This is a genomic window from Streptomyces sp. TP-A0356, from assembly GCF_001417775.1.
In the GTDB taxonomy this organism is placed as follows: domain Bacteria; phylum Actinomycetota; class Actinomycetes; order Streptomycetales; family Streptomycetaceae; genus Streptomyces.
On record NZ_BBZJ01000050.1, the window covers coordinates 1 to 16,826 of the forward strand.

General features: G+C 67.9%; 17 protein-coding genes and 4 pseudogenes. 8 read left to right on the forward strand and 13 right to left on the reverse strand.

Translation table 11 applies throughout. The annotated features are described in order from the left end of the window. Positions 1-26: 26 nt before the first annotated feature. Positions 27-1,124 (forward strand): IS110 family transposase, encoded by a 1,098-nt coding sequence (locus ASC56_RS36840; RefSeq protein ID WP_055495968.1) that lies wholly within the window; start codon positions 27-29, stop codon positions 1,122-1,124. Between the two features lie 591 nt (positions 1,125-1,715). On the opposite strand, the gene ASC56_RS36845 is transcribed toward ASC56_RS36840, so the two are convergent. Continuing rightward, positions 1,716-1,886: a hypothetical protein gene (locus ASC56_RS36845; protein WP_055495969.1), complete on the reverse strand. Its 171-nt coding sequence runs from the start codon at positions 1,884-1,886 to the stop codon at positions 1,716-1,718. Between the two features lie 139 nt (positions 1,887-2,025). Between ASC56_RS36845 and ASC56_RS39245 the strand changes: the two genes are divergently transcribed. After that, complete coding sequence (locus ASC56_RS39245) at positions 2,026-2,199, forward strand: CsbD family protein (RefSeq protein ID WP_079102980.1); 174 nt, start codon at positions 2,026-2,028, stop codon at positions 2,197-2,199. A gap of 215 nt (positions 2,200-2,414) precedes the next feature. Here ASC56_RS39245 and ASC56_RS41005 read toward each other — a convergent pair whose 3' ends face one another. Further along, entirely contained in the window at positions 2,415-2,570 is a 156-nt protein-coding gene (locus ASC56_RS41005) for a hypothetical protein (protein WP_159039827.1), read from the reverse strand. 17 nt (positions 2,571-2,587) lie between these two features. Here ASC56_RS41005 and ASC56_RS43410 point away from each other — a divergent pair. Then, a pseudogene (locus ASC56_RS43410) lies at positions 2,588-2,776 on the forward strand (ATP-binding protein); the annotation flags it as partial. Positions 2,777-2,895: 119 nt separating this feature from the next. Here ASC56_RS43410 and ASC56_RS36850 read toward each other — a convergent pair. Continuing rightward, positions 2,896-3,318, reverse strand: coding sequence for an STAS domain-containing protein (locus tag ASC56_RS36850; protein WP_055495970.1), 423 nt, complete (start codon positions 3,316-3,318; stop codon positions 2,896-2,898). An 82-nt stretch (positions 3,319-3,400) separates the two neighbouring features. Next, the gene (locus tag ASC56_RS36855; RefSeq protein ID WP_159039828.1) at positions 3,401-5,752 is read right to left on the reverse strand and encodes a SpoIIE family protein phosphatase; all 2,352 of its coding nucleotides are present in this window, start codon (positions 5,750-5,752) and stop codon (positions 3,401-3,403) included. A 501-nt stretch (positions 5,753-6,253) separates the two neighbouring features. Between ASC56_RS36855 and ASC56_RS36860 the strand changes: the two genes are divergently transcribed. Continuing rightward, positions 6,254-6,490, forward strand: coding sequence for a hypothetical protein (locus ASC56_RS36860; protein WP_055495972.1), 237 nt, complete (start codon positions 6,254-6,256; stop codon positions 6,488-6,490). A gap of 182 nt (positions 6,491-6,672) precedes the next feature. On the opposite strand, the gene ASC56_RS36865 is transcribed toward ASC56_RS36860, so the two are convergent. The 3 genes from ASC56_RS36865 to ASC56_RS41475 all read right to left on the reverse strand — a co-directional run bounded on the left by ASC56_RS36865 (position 6,673) and on the right by ASC56_RS41475 (position 7,732). Further along, a complete protein-coding gene (locus ASC56_RS36865) occupies positions 6,673-7,101 on the reverse strand; it encodes a DUF3147 family protein (RefSeq protein ID WP_055495973.1) in 429 nt (142 codons plus the stop codon). Continuing rightward, positions 7,098-7,433 carry a DUF3147 family protein gene (locus ASC56_RS36870; protein ID WP_055495974.1) on the reverse strand — a complete coding sequence of 112 codons (336 nt, stop codon included), beginning with the start codon at positions 7,431-7,433 and terminating at the stop codon, positions 7,098-7,100. The genes ASC56_RS36865 and ASC56_RS36870 overlap by 4 nt, the downstream gene beginning before the upstream one ends. A gap of 143 nt (positions 7,434-7,576) precedes the next feature. Continuing rightward, positions 7,577-7,732 carry a DUF6131 family protein gene (locus tag ASC56_RS41475; RefSeq protein ID WP_167528460.1) on the reverse strand — a complete coding sequence of 52 codons (156 nt, stop codon included), beginning with the start codon at positions 7,730-7,732 and terminating at the stop codon, positions 7,577-7,579. Positions 7,733-8,053: 321 nt separating this feature from the next. Here ASC56_RS41475 and ASC56_RS36875 point away from each other — a divergent pair. Continuing rightward, positions 8,054-8,740: pseudogene (locus tag ASC56_RS36875) on the forward strand (alpha/beta fold hydrolase). Between the two features lie 314 nt (positions 8,741-9,054). Here ASC56_RS36875 and ASC56_RS36880 read toward each other — a convergent pair. Together ASC56_RS36880 and ASC56_RS36885 are read right to left on the reverse strand one after the other, a co-directional pair. Next, positions 9,055-10,188: a PP2C family protein-serine/threonine phosphatase gene (locus tag ASC56_RS36880; protein ID WP_055495975.1), complete on the reverse strand. Its 1,134-nt coding sequence runs from the start codon at positions 10,186-10,188 to the stop codon at positions 9,055-9,057. Positions 10,189-10,350: 162 nt separating this feature from the next. Next, positions 10,351-10,584 (reverse strand): annotated as a pseudogene (locus ASC56_RS36885) (peptide deformylase); the annotation flags it as partial. Between the two features lie 509 nt (positions 10,585-11,093). On the opposite strand from ASC56_RS36885, the gene ASC56_RS36890 reads away from it, so the two are divergent. After that, positions 11,094-11,546, forward strand: a complete 453-nt coding sequence (locus tag ASC56_RS36890) for a hypothetical protein (protein ID WP_055495976.1) — start codon at positions 11,094-11,096, stop codon at positions 11,544-11,546. Positions 11,547-12,174: 628 nt separating this feature from the next. On the opposite strand, the gene ASC56_RS36895 is transcribed toward ASC56_RS36890, so the two are convergent. Further along, positions 12,175-12,486 (reverse strand): hypothetical protein, encoded by a 312-nt coding sequence (locus ASC56_RS36895; protein ID WP_055495977.1) that lies wholly within the window; start codon positions 12,484-12,486, stop codon positions 12,175-12,177. 96 nt (positions 12,487-12,582) lie between these two features. On the opposite strand from ASC56_RS36895, the pseudogene ASC56_RS36900 reads away from it, so the two are divergent. Next, positions 12,583-13,731 (forward strand): annotated as a pseudogene (locus ASC56_RS36900) (serine hydrolase domain-containing protein). A gap of 311 nt (positions 13,732-14,042) precedes the next feature. On the opposite strand, the gene ASC56_RS36905 reads toward ASC56_RS36900, so the two are convergent. Then, a complete protein-coding gene (locus tag ASC56_RS36905) occupies positions 14,043-14,501 on the reverse strand; it encodes an ATP-binding protein (protein WP_055495978.1) in 459 nt (152 codons plus the stop codon). Positions 14,502-14,685: 184 nt separating this feature from the next. Between ASC56_RS36905 and ASC56_RS36910 the strand changes: the two genes are divergently transcribed. After that, positions 14,686-15,045: an STAS domain-containing protein gene (locus ASC56_RS36910; RefSeq protein WP_234377255.1), complete on the forward strand. Its 360-nt coding sequence runs from the start codon at positions 14,686-14,688 to the stop codon at positions 15,043-15,045. An 80-nt stretch (positions 15,046-15,125) separates the two neighbouring features. On the opposite strand, the gene ASC56_RS36915 is transcribed toward ASC56_RS36910, so the two are convergent. Together ASC56_RS36915 and ASC56_RS36920 are read right to left on the reverse strand one after the other, a co-directional pair. Further along, complete coding sequence (locus tag ASC56_RS36915) at positions 15,126-15,968, reverse strand: RNA polymerase sigma factor SigF (protein WP_055495980.1); 843 nt, start codon at positions 15,966-15,968, stop codon at positions 15,126-15,128. Positions 15,969-16,238: 270 nt separating this feature from the next. Continuing rightward, the gene (locus ASC56_RS36920) at positions 16,239-16,598 is read right to left on the reverse strand and encodes an STAS domain-containing protein (protein WP_051850793.1); all 360 of its coding nucleotides are present in this window, start codon (positions 16,596-16,598) and stop codon (positions 16,239-16,241) included. Between the last annotated feature and the right edge of the window lie 228 nt (positions 16,599-16,826).

The window sequence follows — 16,826 nt, forward strand, 5'->3', positions numbered from 1 at the left end:
CGTCACCACGCGGGAGGCGAACCACCATGACGACCAGAGAGCGCAATACCTCTTCCAGCACGGATCCGCCCAATCGGAGTGAGGTCGTCCTGGGCGTGGACACGCACGGCGAGGTTCACGTCGCCGCCGTGGTCTCCACGCTGGGGAAGGTCCTTGGCACCGAGTCCTTTCCGGCGACGGCCGTTGGCTACCGTCGGCTGCTCGTGTGGGCTCGCAAGCGGGGGACGGTGCGCCGGGCCGGTGTGGAGGGCACCGGTACCTTCGGCGCGGGCCTGTCCCGCTACCTGCTGACCCAGCAGATCCAGGTGTTCGAAGTGAACCGGCCCGACCGCACGGCCCGCCGGCTGCTCGGCAAGTCGGACCCGCTCGATGCGCAGGCCGCAGCGCGAGCCGTGCTCAGCGGTCGCACCCGGGCCCAGGCCAAATCCGGCGACGGACCCGTGCACAGCGCCCGGATCTACAAACTCGCCAAGGACTCCGCGGTCAAGGCCCGCACCCAGGCGATCAACCAGCTGAAGGCCGTCCTAGTGATCGCCGACTCCGCCCTGCGGGAACGGTTGTCGAGCTTGGGCAATGCCGAGCTGTTCCGCACCTGCGCGACCCTCAGCCCAGCCGATGGTGAGGGAGACGAGGACGCGGTGGCCCAGGCCACCCACATGACATTACGCATGCTCGCCGAACGCATCGAACAGCTCAGCGGACAGATCAACGAGCTGAACCAACGCCTGACCCGGCTCGTCGAACGCCACGCGCCGCAACTGCTCGTACCGGTGGGCATCGGCCCGGACAGTGCCGCCACTCTCCTGATCACCATGGGGGACAATCCCGAGCGACTGAACACTGAGGCGTCCTTTGCTGCCCTTTGCGGAGTCAGCCCCATCGAGTACTCCTCTGGCCGGCGGCGCACGCGTCGGCTCAACTACGGCGGCGACCGCCAGGCGAACGCTGCCCTGCACCGCATCGTGTTCACCCGCCTGCGCCACGACCCGCGCACCCAGGCGTACTACGAACGCCGCACCCAGGAGGGCAAGACCCGCCGTGAGATCATCCGATGCCTCAAGCGGTATGCCGCCCGCGAGGTCTTCAACCTGGTCAGACCGGTTTCCCGCGCCCCCGCGTTATAGGGGCGTCCGTTCGATTTCAAGCCCCTGCAAAAGCGGCCGGCGGGGGATCCAGAGTGGGTGCGCTGCAGCTCCAGCCGCGGCACCGTACCCGTCGGGTTCTCCTCGACTGAGCACTCGATGCGACGGTGCTGTGATGAGACACATCTTGGTGAATGCCGCCGGAGACCCTTCGTGATTGAACCGGCGTAGCCTTCGCCTGCGCGAAGCATCTGCAAGGTGTACCTCCCTGCCATGAGGGCGCGCCCGCCGCCGACATCGCTGCCGCCCGCCTGCTGCCTCACGTGTCTGGCAACTTGTCGACCAGGGGCATGTGGTGCTCGTTGTAGCGGTCGCCCTGGAAGTCGATCCGGCCGGTCAGTTCGTCGGCGAAGAGAGGAAGCCGAATGGCGCCGATGTCCTCCTCGACGGACGTCGTGTACGGGGCGCCAAGCCCCAGAGGGGAGAGTGTGCGATTCCGCGAAGGGCCTCCGCAGACGCCTGTTGGAACGTGATGGTGCGCGGTCCTCGGCCGGCGGCCATTCGGCATAGCAAGACGCCCGCAGGGCCCGTACCGGGACGGTACGGGCCCTGCGGGCGTGACGGGTGGTCAGGTCACCACCGATACCAGCGGCCGCGACCACCCCCGGCACTGGTGGATCGCATGACGAAACCGAGCAGCCACACGACCAGGACGGCGAGGGCCACCCACCAAAGGATCTTGACGGCGAAACCGGCACCGAAAAGGATGACCGCGAGAAGCAGGACCAGAAGCAGGGGAACCATAGTTATCGACCTCCTGCCCGCCCGTCTTCCCTGCCTTTTCTTCGATATTCGAGATCAGCACCTTGTTTATCAAGGGGAAGCAGGGGCACGAGCCGGTTACCGCGACAGCGGTCCCGAAGCTACGAGGAGGCGTTGTTCTGTGACTGCCAACGAGAAGGCAAAGGCGAAGACCGAGCAGGCCAAGGGCAAGGCCAAGGAGGCTCTGGGAAGCGCCATCGGCAACGACCGTATGGCCGCCGAAGGTCAGGCAGAGAAGAGCACCGGGGACGCCCGCGAAGCCAAGGAAAAGGCCAAGGACGCCTTCAAGCACTGACCTCCGCGAACCGGAAAGAGGCCCCCACAGGGGGCCTCTTTCCGGTTCGGCGGGGCCACGCGTTGATCCGGCACCGTCGATCTCCTGCTCCGGCTGTCTGCGGCTGGCCCGAGAAGGTCGCTTGCAGGTCTCCGCCGGAATCGTCTCGCTCGCGCCGATGATCTCGGCAGATCTTTCGTGACTGCTTCTGTACGAGCGAGGCCCTGCCCAAGCCCTCAGATCAGCTGGGGCCCGAAGCCTGGGCCTGCAGCCTGCATCGACTGCTGCCAATCAATCTGGTCAAGGAGGGCCAAGACCCGGATGAGCTGGGCCGCGACCGTATCGTTGGTAGCCGCGGCGGCCATCAGCCGGCTCATCAGGGCGCCCTGCATGTTCTGAGTCAGATTCGCAGCGCTACGGCGACTCCCCGCGCGGCAACGGGGTCGGACTCGGCCTCGCGGTCGCCCGCGGCTTCACCGAGGCCACCGGCGGCGCCTTGCGCGCCGAGGAAACGCCCGGCGGCGGACTCACCATGGTGCTCGCCGTGCCGACGGCTCCGGCGCGGCGTCCGGAGGAGTCGGACCTGCCGGCCACCGCTGCCCACTGGGGAGATCAGGCGCCGGGCGCACGGCATGCTGACGACCTGCGGCAACCCCCTTTGTCGGCCGTGCCCCTCGGCTGGGCGGCAACCTTCATTCCTCGCCGGCGGTTGGGGAGTCAGTCTTCGGAGAGGACGTCCTCGGCCGTCTCGTGCAGCGGCAGCACGGACGCGAGACGGGTGAGCTCGAGGATGCGTCTGACCTCGGGTTGTATACCGATCAACGCGAACCGGTGTCCTGCGGCCGCACGGCGGCGGTGGATGTCGACGAAGGCTCCCAGAGCGCTGGAGTCGCAGAAGTCCACGCGGGTCAGGTCGAGGATCAGCAGGGGCAGATTCTGGATCTCCGTGGTGGTGAGATGTCCCAGCAGCTGGGGCGCGCTGTGGTAGTCGATGGGGCCGTCGACGGCGACGACCGTGTGTCGTGGACCGCGGTGCGATGTGAGGCTCAGCGTCGGGCCGGGCGGGACCATACTCCGGGAGCCGACCGGTTGCGAGCTGTCGGAGGGCTTGCCGGCCCCGGTGCCGGGGGCAGAGGTCATCGAGGGCGTCTCTTCCGTGTCCGAGGCGGGCGGGTCGGCTGGTTGTTCCTGTGCCGGCCGAGGAATCGGCCGGGGTGAGTCGTCACGAGGTCTTGATCTCCGCCCACACCACTTTCCCTCCGTCGATCCAGCGGGTTCCCCATCGTGTGGCGATGGCGTCGATCAGGAATATGCCCCGGTGTCCGAACTCGCCGGGTTGGGACACGATGAGACGTGGCTCCTCAGGGCTGCTGTCAGTGACCTCCAGGACGATGCGTTCACCGGCGCGCCGCAGCTCGACACGCAGCGGTGTCCTGGCGTGGCGGACGGCGTTGGCGACCATTTCATCCGCGATGAGCATCATGTCGTTCGCCAGATGCCGCAGGCCCCACTGGCGCATGACGTCGGCCACCAGGTCGCGGGCGTCGGGGACGGCGCTGGAGACCGGGGCGTAGTCCCGTACGACCGTCACCACCTGGTGCGACACGTCCTCCGGCCGGTGCAGGTACAGCAGGGCGATGTCGTCGTCGTGCTGCCCGCCGGCCAGGGCGTCCAGCCACGAGTCGCAGTCCGCCTCGATCTCGCCCACAGGCCCGGCCAACAGCTCCCGCAGCTCCCGCAGCCCGTCGTCGATGGGGCGCCCGCGGCGTTCGACCAGGCCGTCCGTGTACAGCAGCAACCGGGCTCCGGGCGGCAGCGGGACCTCCTGCTCCGTGTAGCGGTGCCTGCCCACGCCCAGAGGCGGTCCGACCTGCTCGTCCATGAACGTGACGGTGCCTTCCTGGTCGCGCCGGGCCGGTGGCAGGTGCCCGGCGACGGCCGCGCGCAGCCGGTCCCGGCGTGTGTCGAGCACCGCGTAGACGCAGGTGGCGATGGAGCCGGGGGCGATGTCGTCCACCAGGACGCTCAGCTGCTCCAGCACGTCGGCGGGGGCCAGACCGAGCTGCGCGTAGGCACGGCAGGCGGTGCGGATCTGACCCATGACCGCCGCCGCTCTGACGCCCTTGCCCATCACGTCACCGACGACCAGCGCCACTTCACCGTCCGGGAGCGGTATGAGGTCCACCCAGTCACCGCCGGCACCGCGATCCCGCGCGGCGGGCAGGTATCGCCACGTACTGGCCACCCCGTCCACGCGTGGCAGCGTCGGCAGCAAATGGCGTTGCAGTTCTGTGGCCGCCTCCCGTTCCTGGCGGTACGTCTGCGCGTTCTGCAGCGCCACGGCGGTCTGCGCGGCGACACCGGTGATCAGGCGCTCGTGTCGCTCCGTGAACATCCCCGGCTCGGGATGGCCGAAGAAGAACCCGCCGAGCACGGTCCCACGGGACATCACCGGAACGGCCAGGTAGCTCCGCACCGGCAGGTGGCCTTCCGGCATCCCGTGGTGCGGTGCGTTGTGCCCGTACCGCGGGTCCTGCGTGATGTCGTCGGACCGCACCACGCTGAGGCCCCGGAAGGTCTGCTCGAACACCTGGGTGTTGCGCGGCATGGGGAACTTGTCGAAGGCCGACCGGTTGACACCGGAGATCACATAGAGCAGGTACGACTCTCCGGTCTCGCCCAGGATGTTGTAGAAAAAGGCGCCGAACGCCGCCCCGGCCAGGCGGGTGGCCGCGTCGACCGCGTGCTGGACCAGCGCGTCGAGGTCGAGTTCCGCCGCCAGGAGGCTGCCGACCTCCTGCAGCAGCTCAACGATCGCCGCCTCCTCGCGGAGTTCGTGTTCCCGCCGCTCCAGCTCCTTCTGAGATCGTCGCAGCTCCGTCGTGGCCGAGCGCAGCTGAGCCACCACCGTCTGCAGGTGCCCGGCCCGCTGTGCGACCAATTGCTCCAAGCTCTCCAGGACGGAACGGGCCGCGTCCGCCTCCACGGTGGGCGACGGCTGCCCGGCGGACAGCAGTGCCAGGCGCGTGCTGCCGGTGACAGTGCGGAACAGCGTGGCGACCTCGGCGGACAACGGAACCCGGGAGAACAGCACCACCGCGAACCGCTCGCCCGGCGCCAGGGTTCCCCCGAAGACGAGTGTGGAACGGACGTCCTGCCCCGGGAGAAGTTCCTCCAGCCCGTCCACCTGGCTGCCGGGCAGGTGCACGACGTCGACGTCCCTCACGGGAGGTACTGCGCCGTTCGCGTCCTCGGCCGTGACGCTTAGGCGTTCGACCAGCCGGTACACCGACGGCGCCTTCTCGAAGGTGCCGGGCGACAGCGCGGGCACGTCCGTCGGGCCGGCACCCTCCGCGCCGGGCGAGCGGGCGCACGGTCCGCGGAATCCAGCCAGAAACATACGCCGTCGTGGACGCTCAGCCGCGGTGGCGGCCTCCCGGGGCCCGTTGAGGAAGACGCCTACCGCGGCACAGGCGCGTCCGGCCCGCCCGTCGACCAGACTGTCGTAGAAGAAGTCGGCGATCGCTCGTGCCGCCGTGTCCTGGGAGGGCACACGCGCGACGGACGTCCGCAAGTGGGCAGTACACCGGGCTACCTCACTGAGACCGAAGGCCGACAGGTCGATCCGGACGTCCTGCACGCTGAGCACACCTCGATACCTCAAGTGGGGGCCAGGGACGAGTACCGGGACCACGGGCGTCAAGGGTAGCCCCTGGCCGATTCCCGATCGTCCCGATCCGCGCCGCCGTCCCTGTACCCGGTCGTCTCGTGCGGATGCGGTGCACGCCACCATGACTGCCAGCCCGGCCCGGCAGAGCACGCGAAGGCGTCTACGCCGGCACCTTCGGCCAACGGCTTGCAGCCCTGGGGCGGTGAACGCGAGCTTGCACACGCTGAATCCCCCGACCGGCAGTACGCGCAACCGCTCGCATGCGGCGGCGCGATCCGGGGACTCGTGTCGATAGCGACGGAATGGACCGGAGGTAGTTCGATGGCTGCCGATACCGCTTCCTCGACGACGCGGAGAAATCCACCTACCAGTAGCTCGGCACCGTCCGGGCATGATGGCCGGCGGGTGGAGGGCAATGCGGCCGACCGCGGCACCGTTCGGGTGGGCCTGCCGCTGGTGGGTGAATTCGCCCTACCGGCTTCGCCGGACCAGCTGGCGTTCTTCGGCGGGGTTGGTCTACTCACGGTGACCGGCTTGATCGAATGGCCGGTCGCCGGGGTGATCCTCGTTGGGCACCTCCTGGCGGCCAACCGGAACCACCAGGCTCTACACGAATTCGGGGAGAGCCTCGAGCAGGCTTGAGTCCCCGAAGGCGGAACCGCCCTCCCTGCGATAGGGCAGACGGCCCCGTCGTACACGTGCGGCATGCATGACTGGCCGCTCGTTCGCCGCGTGCACGTGAACCTGGGCGCCATGCCGCTCCGGGTTGCTTCGCTGGGACCCAAGAAGCCGGAAGGATCAGCGATGCGTCCGGTCCGGGAGCATCACTGTCTCTTGCCCGCCACGCGAGCGAGGGCGTAAGCGGCGAGTGAGACCGCGAGCCAGGCGGCACTGGCCACGGTCAAGGCGAGCCAGGCCGAGTGGCTGCGCAGCAGCGTGGTGGCGAGAAGGGAGAACGCCAGCAGGCCGAGCGTGCCCAGGGTCGCTCCGCGGGTGTCTTCGCGAGCGCTGCGAAGGCCGTCTTCCTTGGCCACCAGGGTGAGGCTCGCCAGCAGGATGGCGGGGAAGGCGAGGAATGCCCCGCCTGGGAATGGACCGAACACCGAGGAGACGATCGCGGCGAGAAGGGACACGCCCGCCCCGAAGGCGAAGCGGATGACCAGGTCCTTGCACGACATCTGCAGCGCGGCGCCCGGCGTCAGCCGTACCCGGTCGGTGTTCTCCACGTTCTGGGCGGGTTGCGAGGCGTTCATGGTGCCACCGCAAAGGTGACGGCGGCCGCCAGCGCGAGCCACATCACGAGCGCTGCCGCCGAGCCGCGCAGTGCCCCGAGCCTGCCCAAGGCGGGCACATCGACGATGGTGTAGGCGGTAAACGCGACCGCTCCGCCGATCATGCCGCGGGCTGCCAGTGACGCGTCATGGCTGCCTTTGAACACGACGGTCAGGATCAGACTGGCCAGGGCCACCGAGGGCGCCGCGGCGAAGATGCCGGCCAGCCGTTTGGGCTGGACGGCCTCGGCCACCAGGGCGAACGCCACGACGAACAGGCCACCGGCGCAGGCTTTCAGGACGATCTCCGGCAAGGAATTCATCCGAACAACGTGAGCCTGACCCGTCGTGCAGGCAATGGGCCACGCCGTTCGCTTGCCTAACACTGAGAGGCCGGATCGTCCCGGCACCCAGTAGCCGGTGCACCAGCGTCGTCTACTGGGATGCCCTCACGCGCCTACCAGTAGTGACGTCGACCGCCGACGGCGTGTCCCACGGAGCCGAGAAGGAACAGGATGAGCCCGATGACGAGCAGGATGATCCCGATCGTCCACAGGATGCCGATATGCAGGAGGAATCCGACGATGAGCAGGATGATGCCGAGGGCGATCATGGTGGCCTCCTTCGTTTGGTGAGGCGCTGAGCAGGCGGCCGAAGAATGACCGGTGGTGGCGCAGGGCTGTGCGGGCTTCAATGTCCAATTAAGGCAATATGTCCCAAAAGGGTGATACCCGGTCGTCCAAGACTCATAACTGGCCTGGGCGGCAGCCCAATTTCTACCTCGGTCCGGTGGACCTAGGTCGGAAGAGTGACGGCCACGGACATCCTCCGCAGGAACAACGTCTCCGTCACCGGCAATGCGCAGGGGCGAACGGTGGTACTGGCTCACTGCTTCGGCTGCGACCAGACCATGTGGCGGTTGACGGTCCCTGCCCTGACCGACGACTACCGGGTCGTGCTGTTCGACTACGTGGGTTCCGGCCGCGCCGATCCCCTCCGCGCTCTCGGAGGACCGGTACGCCTCCCTGGCCGGAAACGCGCAGGACGCGGTGGACGTGTGCGAAGCACTCGACCTGCGCGATGCGGTGTTCGTGGGACCCTCCGTCAGCGCGATGATCGGCGTGCTGGCCGCCGGCATGGCTCCTGAGCGGATCGCCGCACTGGTGATGGTGGCGCCGTCCCCGCGCTACATCGACGACGACGGCTACCGGGGTGGTTTCAGTGCCGACGGCATCGAGGAGCTGCTGGAATCGTTGGAGGCGAACTTCCTGGGCTGGTCGGCTGCGATGGCTCCGGTGATCATGGGGAATCCGGAGCAGCCCGAGCTGGGTGAGGAGCTGAAGAACAGCTTCTGCGCCACCGATCCGGACATGGCGCGGATCTTCGCCCGGACCAATTTCCTGTCGGACTCCCGGCGCGATCTGAAGAGCGTGCGGGTGCCTACGCTGGTGCTGGAATGCCCCCAGGATGTCATCGCTCCCCGGGAGGTCGGCGCCTTCGTGCACCAGGAGACCCCGGCTCGACGCTGGTCACCCTGGAGGCGACCGGGCATTGCCCGCATCTGTCCGCTCCCGAGGCGACCAATGATGCGCTCACGGGTTTCCTGGCAGATCTGCGCTGATGTGCCGCCCCGGCCGGCAGCTGGAGCGGCAGGGCACCGACCTCGCTACTGGAGGACGTCCCCGACCAGCTGTAAGTGCGCCCAGTGCGGATAAGTCCGGTCTATTGGAGTCGGAACCGCCTCAAGCGAACCGGACACGACACGGTGGGCGAGCGTTTCGAGTGTGGGATTGATCGGAAAGCATGTCACCGATGACGGCTCGATGGGCCGTACTTCGCCTGCTCTCCGAAGGCGAAGCCAGGTCGGCTGCGGGCATCGCGTGCTGCGTGCCCGCAGCGGTCCTGGCGCTGGCCGGCGAGCCTCCTGCCCTTCTTTCACCTCCGCATCTCCAGGTGCTGGCCGTGGGTGCTACGAGAGCGGCACAGTGCGATCACCGCCGCATCGTCGTCGAGACGGCCGCCCGCGTGGGCGAGGAGATCACAGCGAAGGAAGCGCACCAGCTTCTCGGGGCTGTAGCCGGTCCACTGCGCAGCCCGCTCGACGAAGGGATAGAAGCCACCGTCGGTGCCCCGTCCCTCGATGATGCCATCGGTGTAGAGCAGCAGGGTGTCACGGGGTTGGAAGGAGAACATTTCAACCGTGTAGGTCACAGGCCCGAGCGAGCCGGTTCCCAAGGGGGGAGCGGGGTTCACCGGAACCAGGGTGACGCCGTCCGCGCTGATCAACAGCGGTGGGGGGTGTCCGCAGCTGATGATGCGCGCGATGCCGCCCTCCTCTGGGATCTCGACCAGCAACGCGGTGGCGAACCGCTCCTCGTTCTCCTCCACCGGAGCCAGGCTCGCCAGGTTCCGGGTGACGCTGCGTTCCAGCGCGGCGGCCAGTTGCGGCAATCCGGCGTGCTCATGAGCGGCCTCCCGGAAAGCCCCGATGAGCAGGGCGGCCTCGCCGATGGCTGGGAGTCCCTTGCCGCGCACGTCACCGATCATGATCCTGACACCGTCCTCGGTGGAGGTGGCGGCATACAGGTCACCACCGATCTGGGCTTCGTCCTCAGCCGCCAGATACAGCACGGCGACCTGCACACTGCCGAGCTGGTCGGGCAGCGGCCACAGCAACACGTGCTGCGTGGCCTCCGCGACCGTCCGCACCCGCGCCAGCTGACGGCGGTGACGCTCACGCACCACGCAGAAGAGGACCGCCAAGGCCGACATCACCGCAAGAGCGAGGATCTGCACCAGTACGTTGCGGGTCATGAGCACGCTGAAGTGCCAGCCGATGTATGCCTGCGCCACCACGGTCAGAAAACCGACCAGGGCGGTCAGCCACGGACCCGCGAAGGCGATGGTGATCGCTGGAGCGACCACCAGCAGCGGGCTGAGGTGAACGTCTTCCGGTACGAGCTGGTCCACCGCCGTGATCACGACGATGAGCACGATCGGGACCGCCAGCAGCGCCTGCTTCGACTGCCAGGGCCTGCGCACCCCGGCCTCGCGCCGCCGGACGTTCATGTAGTCCAGACTGCACCGTCGTGAGAGCCATGACGAGCGGAGACGCCCGACTGCAAGCGGCACCGGACCTGCTTGGCAAGGGGGCGTGAACGCTTCGGCCCGTGTATCGGTGGCCGACTCGGCCGCGGTGCTCCCTTCGGCGACTGGTCTCGGGGAGGTGGCCTACTCGTAGGCCCAGGCGCGGGCCGTCTGCCGGTCCTCGACCGGGATCGGGGTGACTCCGTCGTGCATCCGCGTGGTGTACAGCAGCCCGTCGAGGTGGTCGAGCTCATGGTGAATGAGGCGAGCGAGCCGCTCGTACACCGTGGTCGTGGTCTCGCCGGACAGGGTGGTGGCCTCCACCGTGATTCTCAGCGGACGAGGGACGACGTCGCGCACGTCGAAGAAACTGAGGCAGCCCCCATACTGCTCATCGGGCTACCCCGGTGCCCCCGAGCGGTCCAACGCTCACCCCTGATGCTGTGCTGGAACACGACTTCTCCTCGTCTATGGCCGGGCCGGTCTTCGTCCGTCGGTCGGACACCAACCCAGACAAACCTGACCTGGTTGACCCGCGCTCGGCAAACTTCCGAACGGGTGGCCTGCCGGGTGCGGAGCGGCGCGCACCGTGGAACATGCTGCGGGGTGCACAGGCGATTCCGACGAGCCCCGCGATCCCTCAATGCTTGCTCTACGTATCCACGCTCGTCCATTCCAGTGATACACGGTGAAAGCGAGCTAGCGGTGGGCGGTGGGGAATTGCTGGCCCCAGCTGCGGTTTCGTCGGAAATGATGGATTTTTCAACGTCTTTGGTACTCGCTTGGACATGCCGGTCCGCCGTGCTCGGGCCAGCCTGGATGCGCGAGCCGTCCCGAATGGCCGACTCGCTCCCAGGGGGGAACTCCGATCAGTCCAGGAGACCCACATGAGCGTCACCCGAAGCCATCACACCCGTGCGCTCGCCGCCGGTGCCCTGTCCGCCGCCCTGCTGTCGACCGGTACGGCGGGAGCCGTCGCAGCGACAGGGACACCGGCCCCCAAGCCCACCATGACCCGCACCGGCATGCCGAGCACGAAGCCGTCGCAGACGCCGACCGCGATGGGCTCGATCACCGTCTCGGCCAACCGCAAGGCCGTCAAGGTGGGCAACACCGTCGTGTTCACCGGCCGGGTCAAAGGCATAAAGGCCGGCTCCACGCTGCTGCTCCAGCACAGGCACAGCGGCAAGTGGACCACGCTGAAGACCACAGCCGTCGTCAACAAGAACGGCACCTACACGATCAAGCGGACGTTCACCAAGAAGGGCACCGAGCAGGTGCGTGTGGCGACCAAGTCCGGCACGTTCCACTCGTCGCCGCTCACCGTTCAGGTCAGTTGACGGCGAGCTGAGGCGGGTCTGCAGCCGATCGTGGCGCAGCCGGACTTGAGTGGGGCCGGGATCGACCTGTCCGGCCCCACTGCCGCGTCCGCGCGCCGAAGATGGGCCCACGCTTTGCGAATTGCGCTCCTATTTTCTTGCATGTCTTCCAGGGCTGAAAGCGTCAATCATTCGGCCTCGCCGTCTGCCCTTCCGGTGAGGGTGCTCGAGGCGGCGGGAACAGAAGGTCTTCTAGAGCGGACGTCCCGAACAGAATGAGGATGAGCACCACCGGGACGAGCAGAGCTATCACGGTCACGACGCCTCCCTGCTGCAGCGATCACAGCTGCTGCTTGGCGGCAACCTGGTCACCCTCACCATGCGGCCGAACGGGGTACGCCGCACATCGGCGCGGGAGCCGTGTAGGCCGATCGGGTGAGGTCTTGGCGTGCGGAGGTGCTATGGGGCAGTGGCGATGATCCTGCGGGGTGGGGGACCGCCGGGAGGGCCGCTGAACCATGACCCGCTGCTGCGGCGACGCGTGGCCTTGTCGGCACCGGGCTGCAATCCCAGCCGGCGCCTCTGCTGCAGCGGACTCTCGCCTACGCACTGTTCGCGGGCGAGAGCCGCCGGCCGACTGTGCCACGATTCACCGCCCGGTGCTCGGGGCCCGCTCATCAACTGCCGCCAGTGGCGGGGCACGAGTGGAGACGCACTGGTCATCGTTCGCCCGCGGGGCGGGATACAGCCCGACCACGTCCCGGATTTTGTCGATCAGCAGCGGGTCCGGAGAGATCTTGAAGTCCCCCGAGCGCCACGGCTGCAGCCCGAACGCCCGCCACATCCGCAGCACGCTCGTGGGCGAGATCCCCACCCGCTTGGCCAGCTTCCGTTTCGACCAGTGCGTGGCACGCTCGGGCACCTCTTCGAGGGTGCGCACCACCTCCTCCTCCACCTCCACCTGGCGAAGCTCCGGCCACCAGACCTGCCGAGGCCGATGATTCCCGGCCTGTGCGGGAGTCTGTCTTTCGACAGCGATCTTCTGGAAGGCGGCCTCATGACGACCCTGCAGGACTTGCTCGAAGCCCACGTCGACGCCGGTACGCTGCCAGGAGCGGTTGGCCTCGTCGCCCGGGGTGACCAGGTCGAGGTGGCGGCCGTCGGCGCGCAGGACGTCGGCGACGGCGCCCCGATGGCGAGGGACTCCATCTTCCGGGTCGCCTCGCTCACCAAGTCCGTCACTGCCGCCGCACTGCTGATCCTTGTGGAGGAGGGCAGGACCGCGCTGGACGACCTGATCGGGACGTGGCTGCCGGAGCTGGGGAAGCCGGTGGTCGTACGCACGACGGTGAGCCCGGTGGACGACGTGGTGCCGGCCGACCGGCCCATCACCGTATTCGACGTGCTGGCCTCCCAGGCCGGGTACGGATTCCCCTCCGACTTCACACTGCCGGGGGTGCAGGAGTTGTTCACGGTGTAAAAGGACGGCCGGGTGCCGAGCAACTTCCCGCCGGCCGACGAGTGGATGGCGGGGCTCGGCCGCATCCCGCTGCTGTACCAACCGGGTGCTGCCTGGCTGTACGACACCTGCTCCGTCCTGCAGGGTGTGCTGATCTCGCGGGTCACCGGACAGCCGCTGCCGGAGTTCCTGACGGAGCGGGTCTTCCAGCCGCTGGGAATGGTGGACACCGGTTTCGAGGTGCCGGCCGCCAAGCGGAACCGGTTCACCAGCTTCTACAGGCCAGGCGACGACAGCAGCCTGGAGCTCGCCGACGGCCCGGACGGCGAGTGGAGCAGCTTGCCCGCGCTACCGCTCGGCAATGGCGGGCTGGCCTCGACCGCCGACGACTGGCTGGCCTTCTGCCGGATGCTGCTGGCCGGCGGGGTGGCGGCCGACGGCCGCCGGGTGTTGTCGGCCGACTCCGTGCGCATGATGACCACCGACCATACGAATCCGGTGCAGCGCGACATTGGGCGACTGTTCCTGGAGGGCCAGGGCTGGGGCTTCGGCGGCTCGGTTGACATCGACCGGACCAATCCGTGGAATACGCCCGGTCGTTACGGCTGGGTCGGTGGCACGGGCACAGCGGCGCACGTCATCCCGGCCACGGGTGCGGTCACCATCCTGTTGACTCAGGTGGCAGCGATGGGTCCCGTGCCGGCACCGGTGATCAGGGAGTTCTGGCGGTACGCGGCGGACGCCTGACACCTGCATCTCACGCCCGTAATCTCACGGTGGGCCCAGCTGGCCGGGTGGCGAACTCGGACCACGGCGCATGGCTGTGTAAGCCCACCAAGAGATCTTGCTGAGGTGTCCCGGTCGAGCGTGACTGTTGTGACGATCTGATCTTTCGGCGGGTGTGACGACTCGGGTTACCCGGCTCTGCGACCAGGTGCGCACCATCGCCCTGGGCACGGGCAAACGAGTCGTCGCACACCTGCCCTTGCAGCAACCTGCCGGCTGACCCTGGCGAGACCTGCACGCCGAGAGCGGCTGACATCTCCCGCGGACCGGCGTCAGGCCGAGGGGCGGGGATCAAGGAGGAGGCGAGCGGTAACCCGTTTCCCGGCCCTCTCGGGCAGAACAGTGAGCTCGGCCGCGACGGCCTTCACGATCTCCAGACCGTGCTGGCCCACCCTGTAAGGGTCCGCCTGCCGAGCCGTCGGAATATCGGGATGGCTGTCCCACACCTCCACCTCCACCGCCTCGTCCGCCAGCCGCAGGCGCAACCGGACGGGGCCGGGTGCGTGTTTGCAGGCGTTGGTGACCAACTCGCTGACCACCAGCTGAGCCAAGCTCACGATGCCCCCCGTCACCCTCGTCGGACGGTTGTCGGCTGCGTCCCCGGCGAAGAAGGCGGCGGTCCGGTGACGGGCTTCGGCGATGCAGGAGCCGTCTCCTGACAGCGCGATGGTCTCCTCGACCGCCGTGGAGTTCGGTCCGTGGCAACACTCACGTTCTGGGTCCGCGCCCATCTGTCCTGTCACTCCCGCCCTGCTCGCGTACGCCGTCCTCCCGGGCGGGTACCGCGCTCGCGCAACCTGTACCTGTGGGTGGCAAGGCCATCCGGGTGCAGCACCGGTACCATGCGCGAGCAGATCCACATCGAGGAAGTGCTGGGTACGGCGTCACCGACGCTTGCTGAGGTGCTGAGGGACTGTGGCGGACAACCGTTCTGCAGGAAATGCGCGTCTGTCGATCAACATGAGTCATACCAGTGGCGTCCGGGTGGTTACGGCGTGCGGCGAGATCGATCTTGACAGCGCTCCGCAGTTGTTGGATGCCCTGACCGCCGGTGACGCTGCCGCTCAGGTGACGGTGGTGGATCTCAGCGGCGTCACCTTCATGGATTCCAGCGGCATCAATGCTCTCATCGCCGCGCATCACGCCGCGCAGCGCCATGGCGGCCAGCTGCGACTCGCTGCGCCGAGCCCCGCCGTCTCCGAGACCCTCGGGATCGTCGGCCTCACCGAGGTCATCCCCTGCCACCCGACTCTGCGCGACGCGCTTGCCGTCTGACCCCGTCAGCCGGATGAGCTGAGCATGGCTGATGCCCGCCGCAGCCATGGCGGGCATCATGAGGGGTACCGCGGATGGACTCAGCCGGTCGTGAGCATGCCTTCGCGCAGCCGGGCCAGGCACCGGGACAGCAGTCGCGAGACATGCATCTGCGAGACACCCAGACGTTCGCCGATCTGGGCCTGGGTGAGCTCCTCCACGAACCGCATGTGAATGAGCTGTCGGTCTCGCTCGTCGAGCTCGGCGATCATGGGTGCGAGGGTATGGAAGTCCTCCACCAGCTCCAGAGCCGTGTCCTCGGTCCCGATGAAGTCCTGGAGGGCCGCCTCGCCGTCCTCGCTCCCGTTGAGCGTGGCGTCCAGGGAGGAGGAGTTGTAACCGTTGGAGGCCAAGCGGGCCTCACACACCTCGTCCTCGGACAGGCTCATCAGCTCCGACAGCTCCTTGACCGTCGGGTCACGGTCGAGACGGCTGCGAAGCTCCTCGGTCGCCTTGGCGAGCTGGACACGGGCCTCCTGCAGCCGCCGGGGCACGTGCACGGCCCAGGTGGTGTCACGGAAGAACCGCTTGATCTCACCGACGACGTAGGGGATGGCGAAGGAGGTGAACTCCACCTCGCGGGACAGCTCGAACCGGTCGATGGCCTTGATCAGGCCAATCATGCCGACCTGGACGATGTCCTCCATCTCCTCCGGCCCACGGCTGCGGAACCGGCCCGCCGCGTAGCGGACCAGGGACATGTTCATCTCGATCAGCGTGTTACGGGCATAGCTGTACTCCCGCGTGCCCTCTTCCAGCACCGCCAACTGCTGGAAGAACAGCTTGGACAGCTCACGAGCGTCCTTGGGCGCCACCTGGGAAGGATCGGCGACCTCCGGCAACTCGGCCGTCCGGGTGTGCGTTGCCAGCGTGCTGGGCGCCATGCTGATACCCTCCCACGATCGATCTCACCGCTCCTGCCTGCCGAAACGGCCGCCTACCCCGCCATCCTGCACCCATGCCTGCTCCCTGAGCGAACGGTGAATCGGACTCCGCTCAGGCGCCAGGACGCATGGCGGGGGCAGTGTCCCTGAGCCGACAGCGGTCGTTGCGCAGGGCCGTACCGTCCGCCCGTCCGAACGCTCACAGCTGACCTGTCCGCAGCTGCTGGCGCCTCTGGGCGGCGCGGCTTTCGAGCGAGCGCCGACAGGGTGTCAGGAAGCAGGGTTGGACCTGGCAGCGGGACCGTGCTGTGGTCGCAGTACGAACAAGGCGTCGAGGCCCGTGATCGCAAGTACGCGAAGCAGAACCGGCTGGACGCCGGTCAGAGCGAATTCCGTCCCGGCCTGCAAGGCACCGCCTCTGGCCGCTACCAAGGCCGTGAGTCCGGCCGCGTCGCAGAACGACACTCCGGACAGGTCCAGCAGCAGCCGGACCGGCCGTTGATCTAGACATTCAGCCAGGACGGGGCACAGTTCCGGACCGGTGAACTGGTCCAGTTCACCGAAGACGCCCACCACCGCCGTGCCGCCCTCATGGACAACCAGGGTGGTGATGCCTCCCGCGCCACTCATCCCGCGTCTCCCTCGATCGCTGTGACGCCAGCGTGCGGGCATATCAGTCGGGTTCCAAGGACGCACCGGCACAGCGCGTTTCTGAGCCCGTGCGTGTCCCTGGATGGTTCGGTGGTGCCCATGGGCCAGTCGATGCCGTCCACCTGCTCCGAACCCGGGCCTGTCCTAGGCGTCAACGGTATCGACGCCCGTGAGAAGTGTCTCTCGAACCAACTCGCGGAGCGGATT

What these genes read in the sequence shown, in the direction of transcription:
- ASC56_RS36850 (WP_055495970.1), bottom strand. Translation starts at nt 3,318, where the DNA reads ATGACCTCTGCCCCCGGCACCGGGGCCGGCAAGCCCTCCGACAGCTCG.
- ASC56_RS36840 (WP_055495968.1), top strand. Translation starts at nt 27, where the DNA reads ATGACGACCAGAGAGCGCAATACCTCTTCCAGCACGGATCCGCCCAAT.
- ASC56_RS36905 (WP_055495978.1), bottom strand. Translation starts at nt 14,501, where the DNA reads ATGGGCGCGGACCCAGAACGTGAGTGTTGCCACGGACCGAACTCCACG.
- ASC56_RS36865 (WP_055495973.1), bottom strand. Translation starts at nt 7,101, where the DNA reads ATGAACGCCTCGCAACCCGCCCAGAACGTGGAGAACACCGACCGGGTA.
- ASC56_RS36915 (WP_055495980.1), bottom strand. Translation starts at nt 15,968, where the DNA reads ATGGCGCCCAGCACGCTGGCAACGCACACCCGGACGGCCGAGTTGCCG.
- ASC56_RS36845 (WP_055495969.1), bottom strand. Translation starts at nt 1,886, where the DNA reads ATGGTTCCCCTGCTTCTGGTCCTGCTTCTCGCGGTCATCCTTTTCGGT.
- ASC56_RS41475 (WP_167528460.1), bottom strand. Translation starts at nt 7,732, where the DNA reads ATGATCGCCCTCGGCATCATCCTGCTCATCGTCGGATTCCTCCTGCAT.
- ASC56_RS36920 (WP_051850793.1), bottom strand. Translation starts at nt 16,598, where the DNA reads ATGAGTGGCGCGGGAGGCATCACCACCCTGGTTGTCCATGAGGGCGGC.
- ASC56_RS36890 (WP_055495976.1), top strand. Translation starts at nt 11,094, where the DNA reads ATGAGCGTCACCCGAAGCCATCACACCCGTGCGCTCGCCGCCGGTGCC.
- ASC56_RS41005 (WP_159039827.1), bottom strand. Translation starts at nt 2,570, where the DNA reads ATGCAGGGCGCCCTGATGAGCCGGCTGATGGCCGCCGCGGCTACCAAC.
- ASC56_RS36880 (WP_055495975.1), bottom strand. Translation starts at nt 10,188, where the DNA reads ATGAACGTCCGGCGGCGCGAGGCCGGGGTGCGCAGGCCCTGGCAGTCG.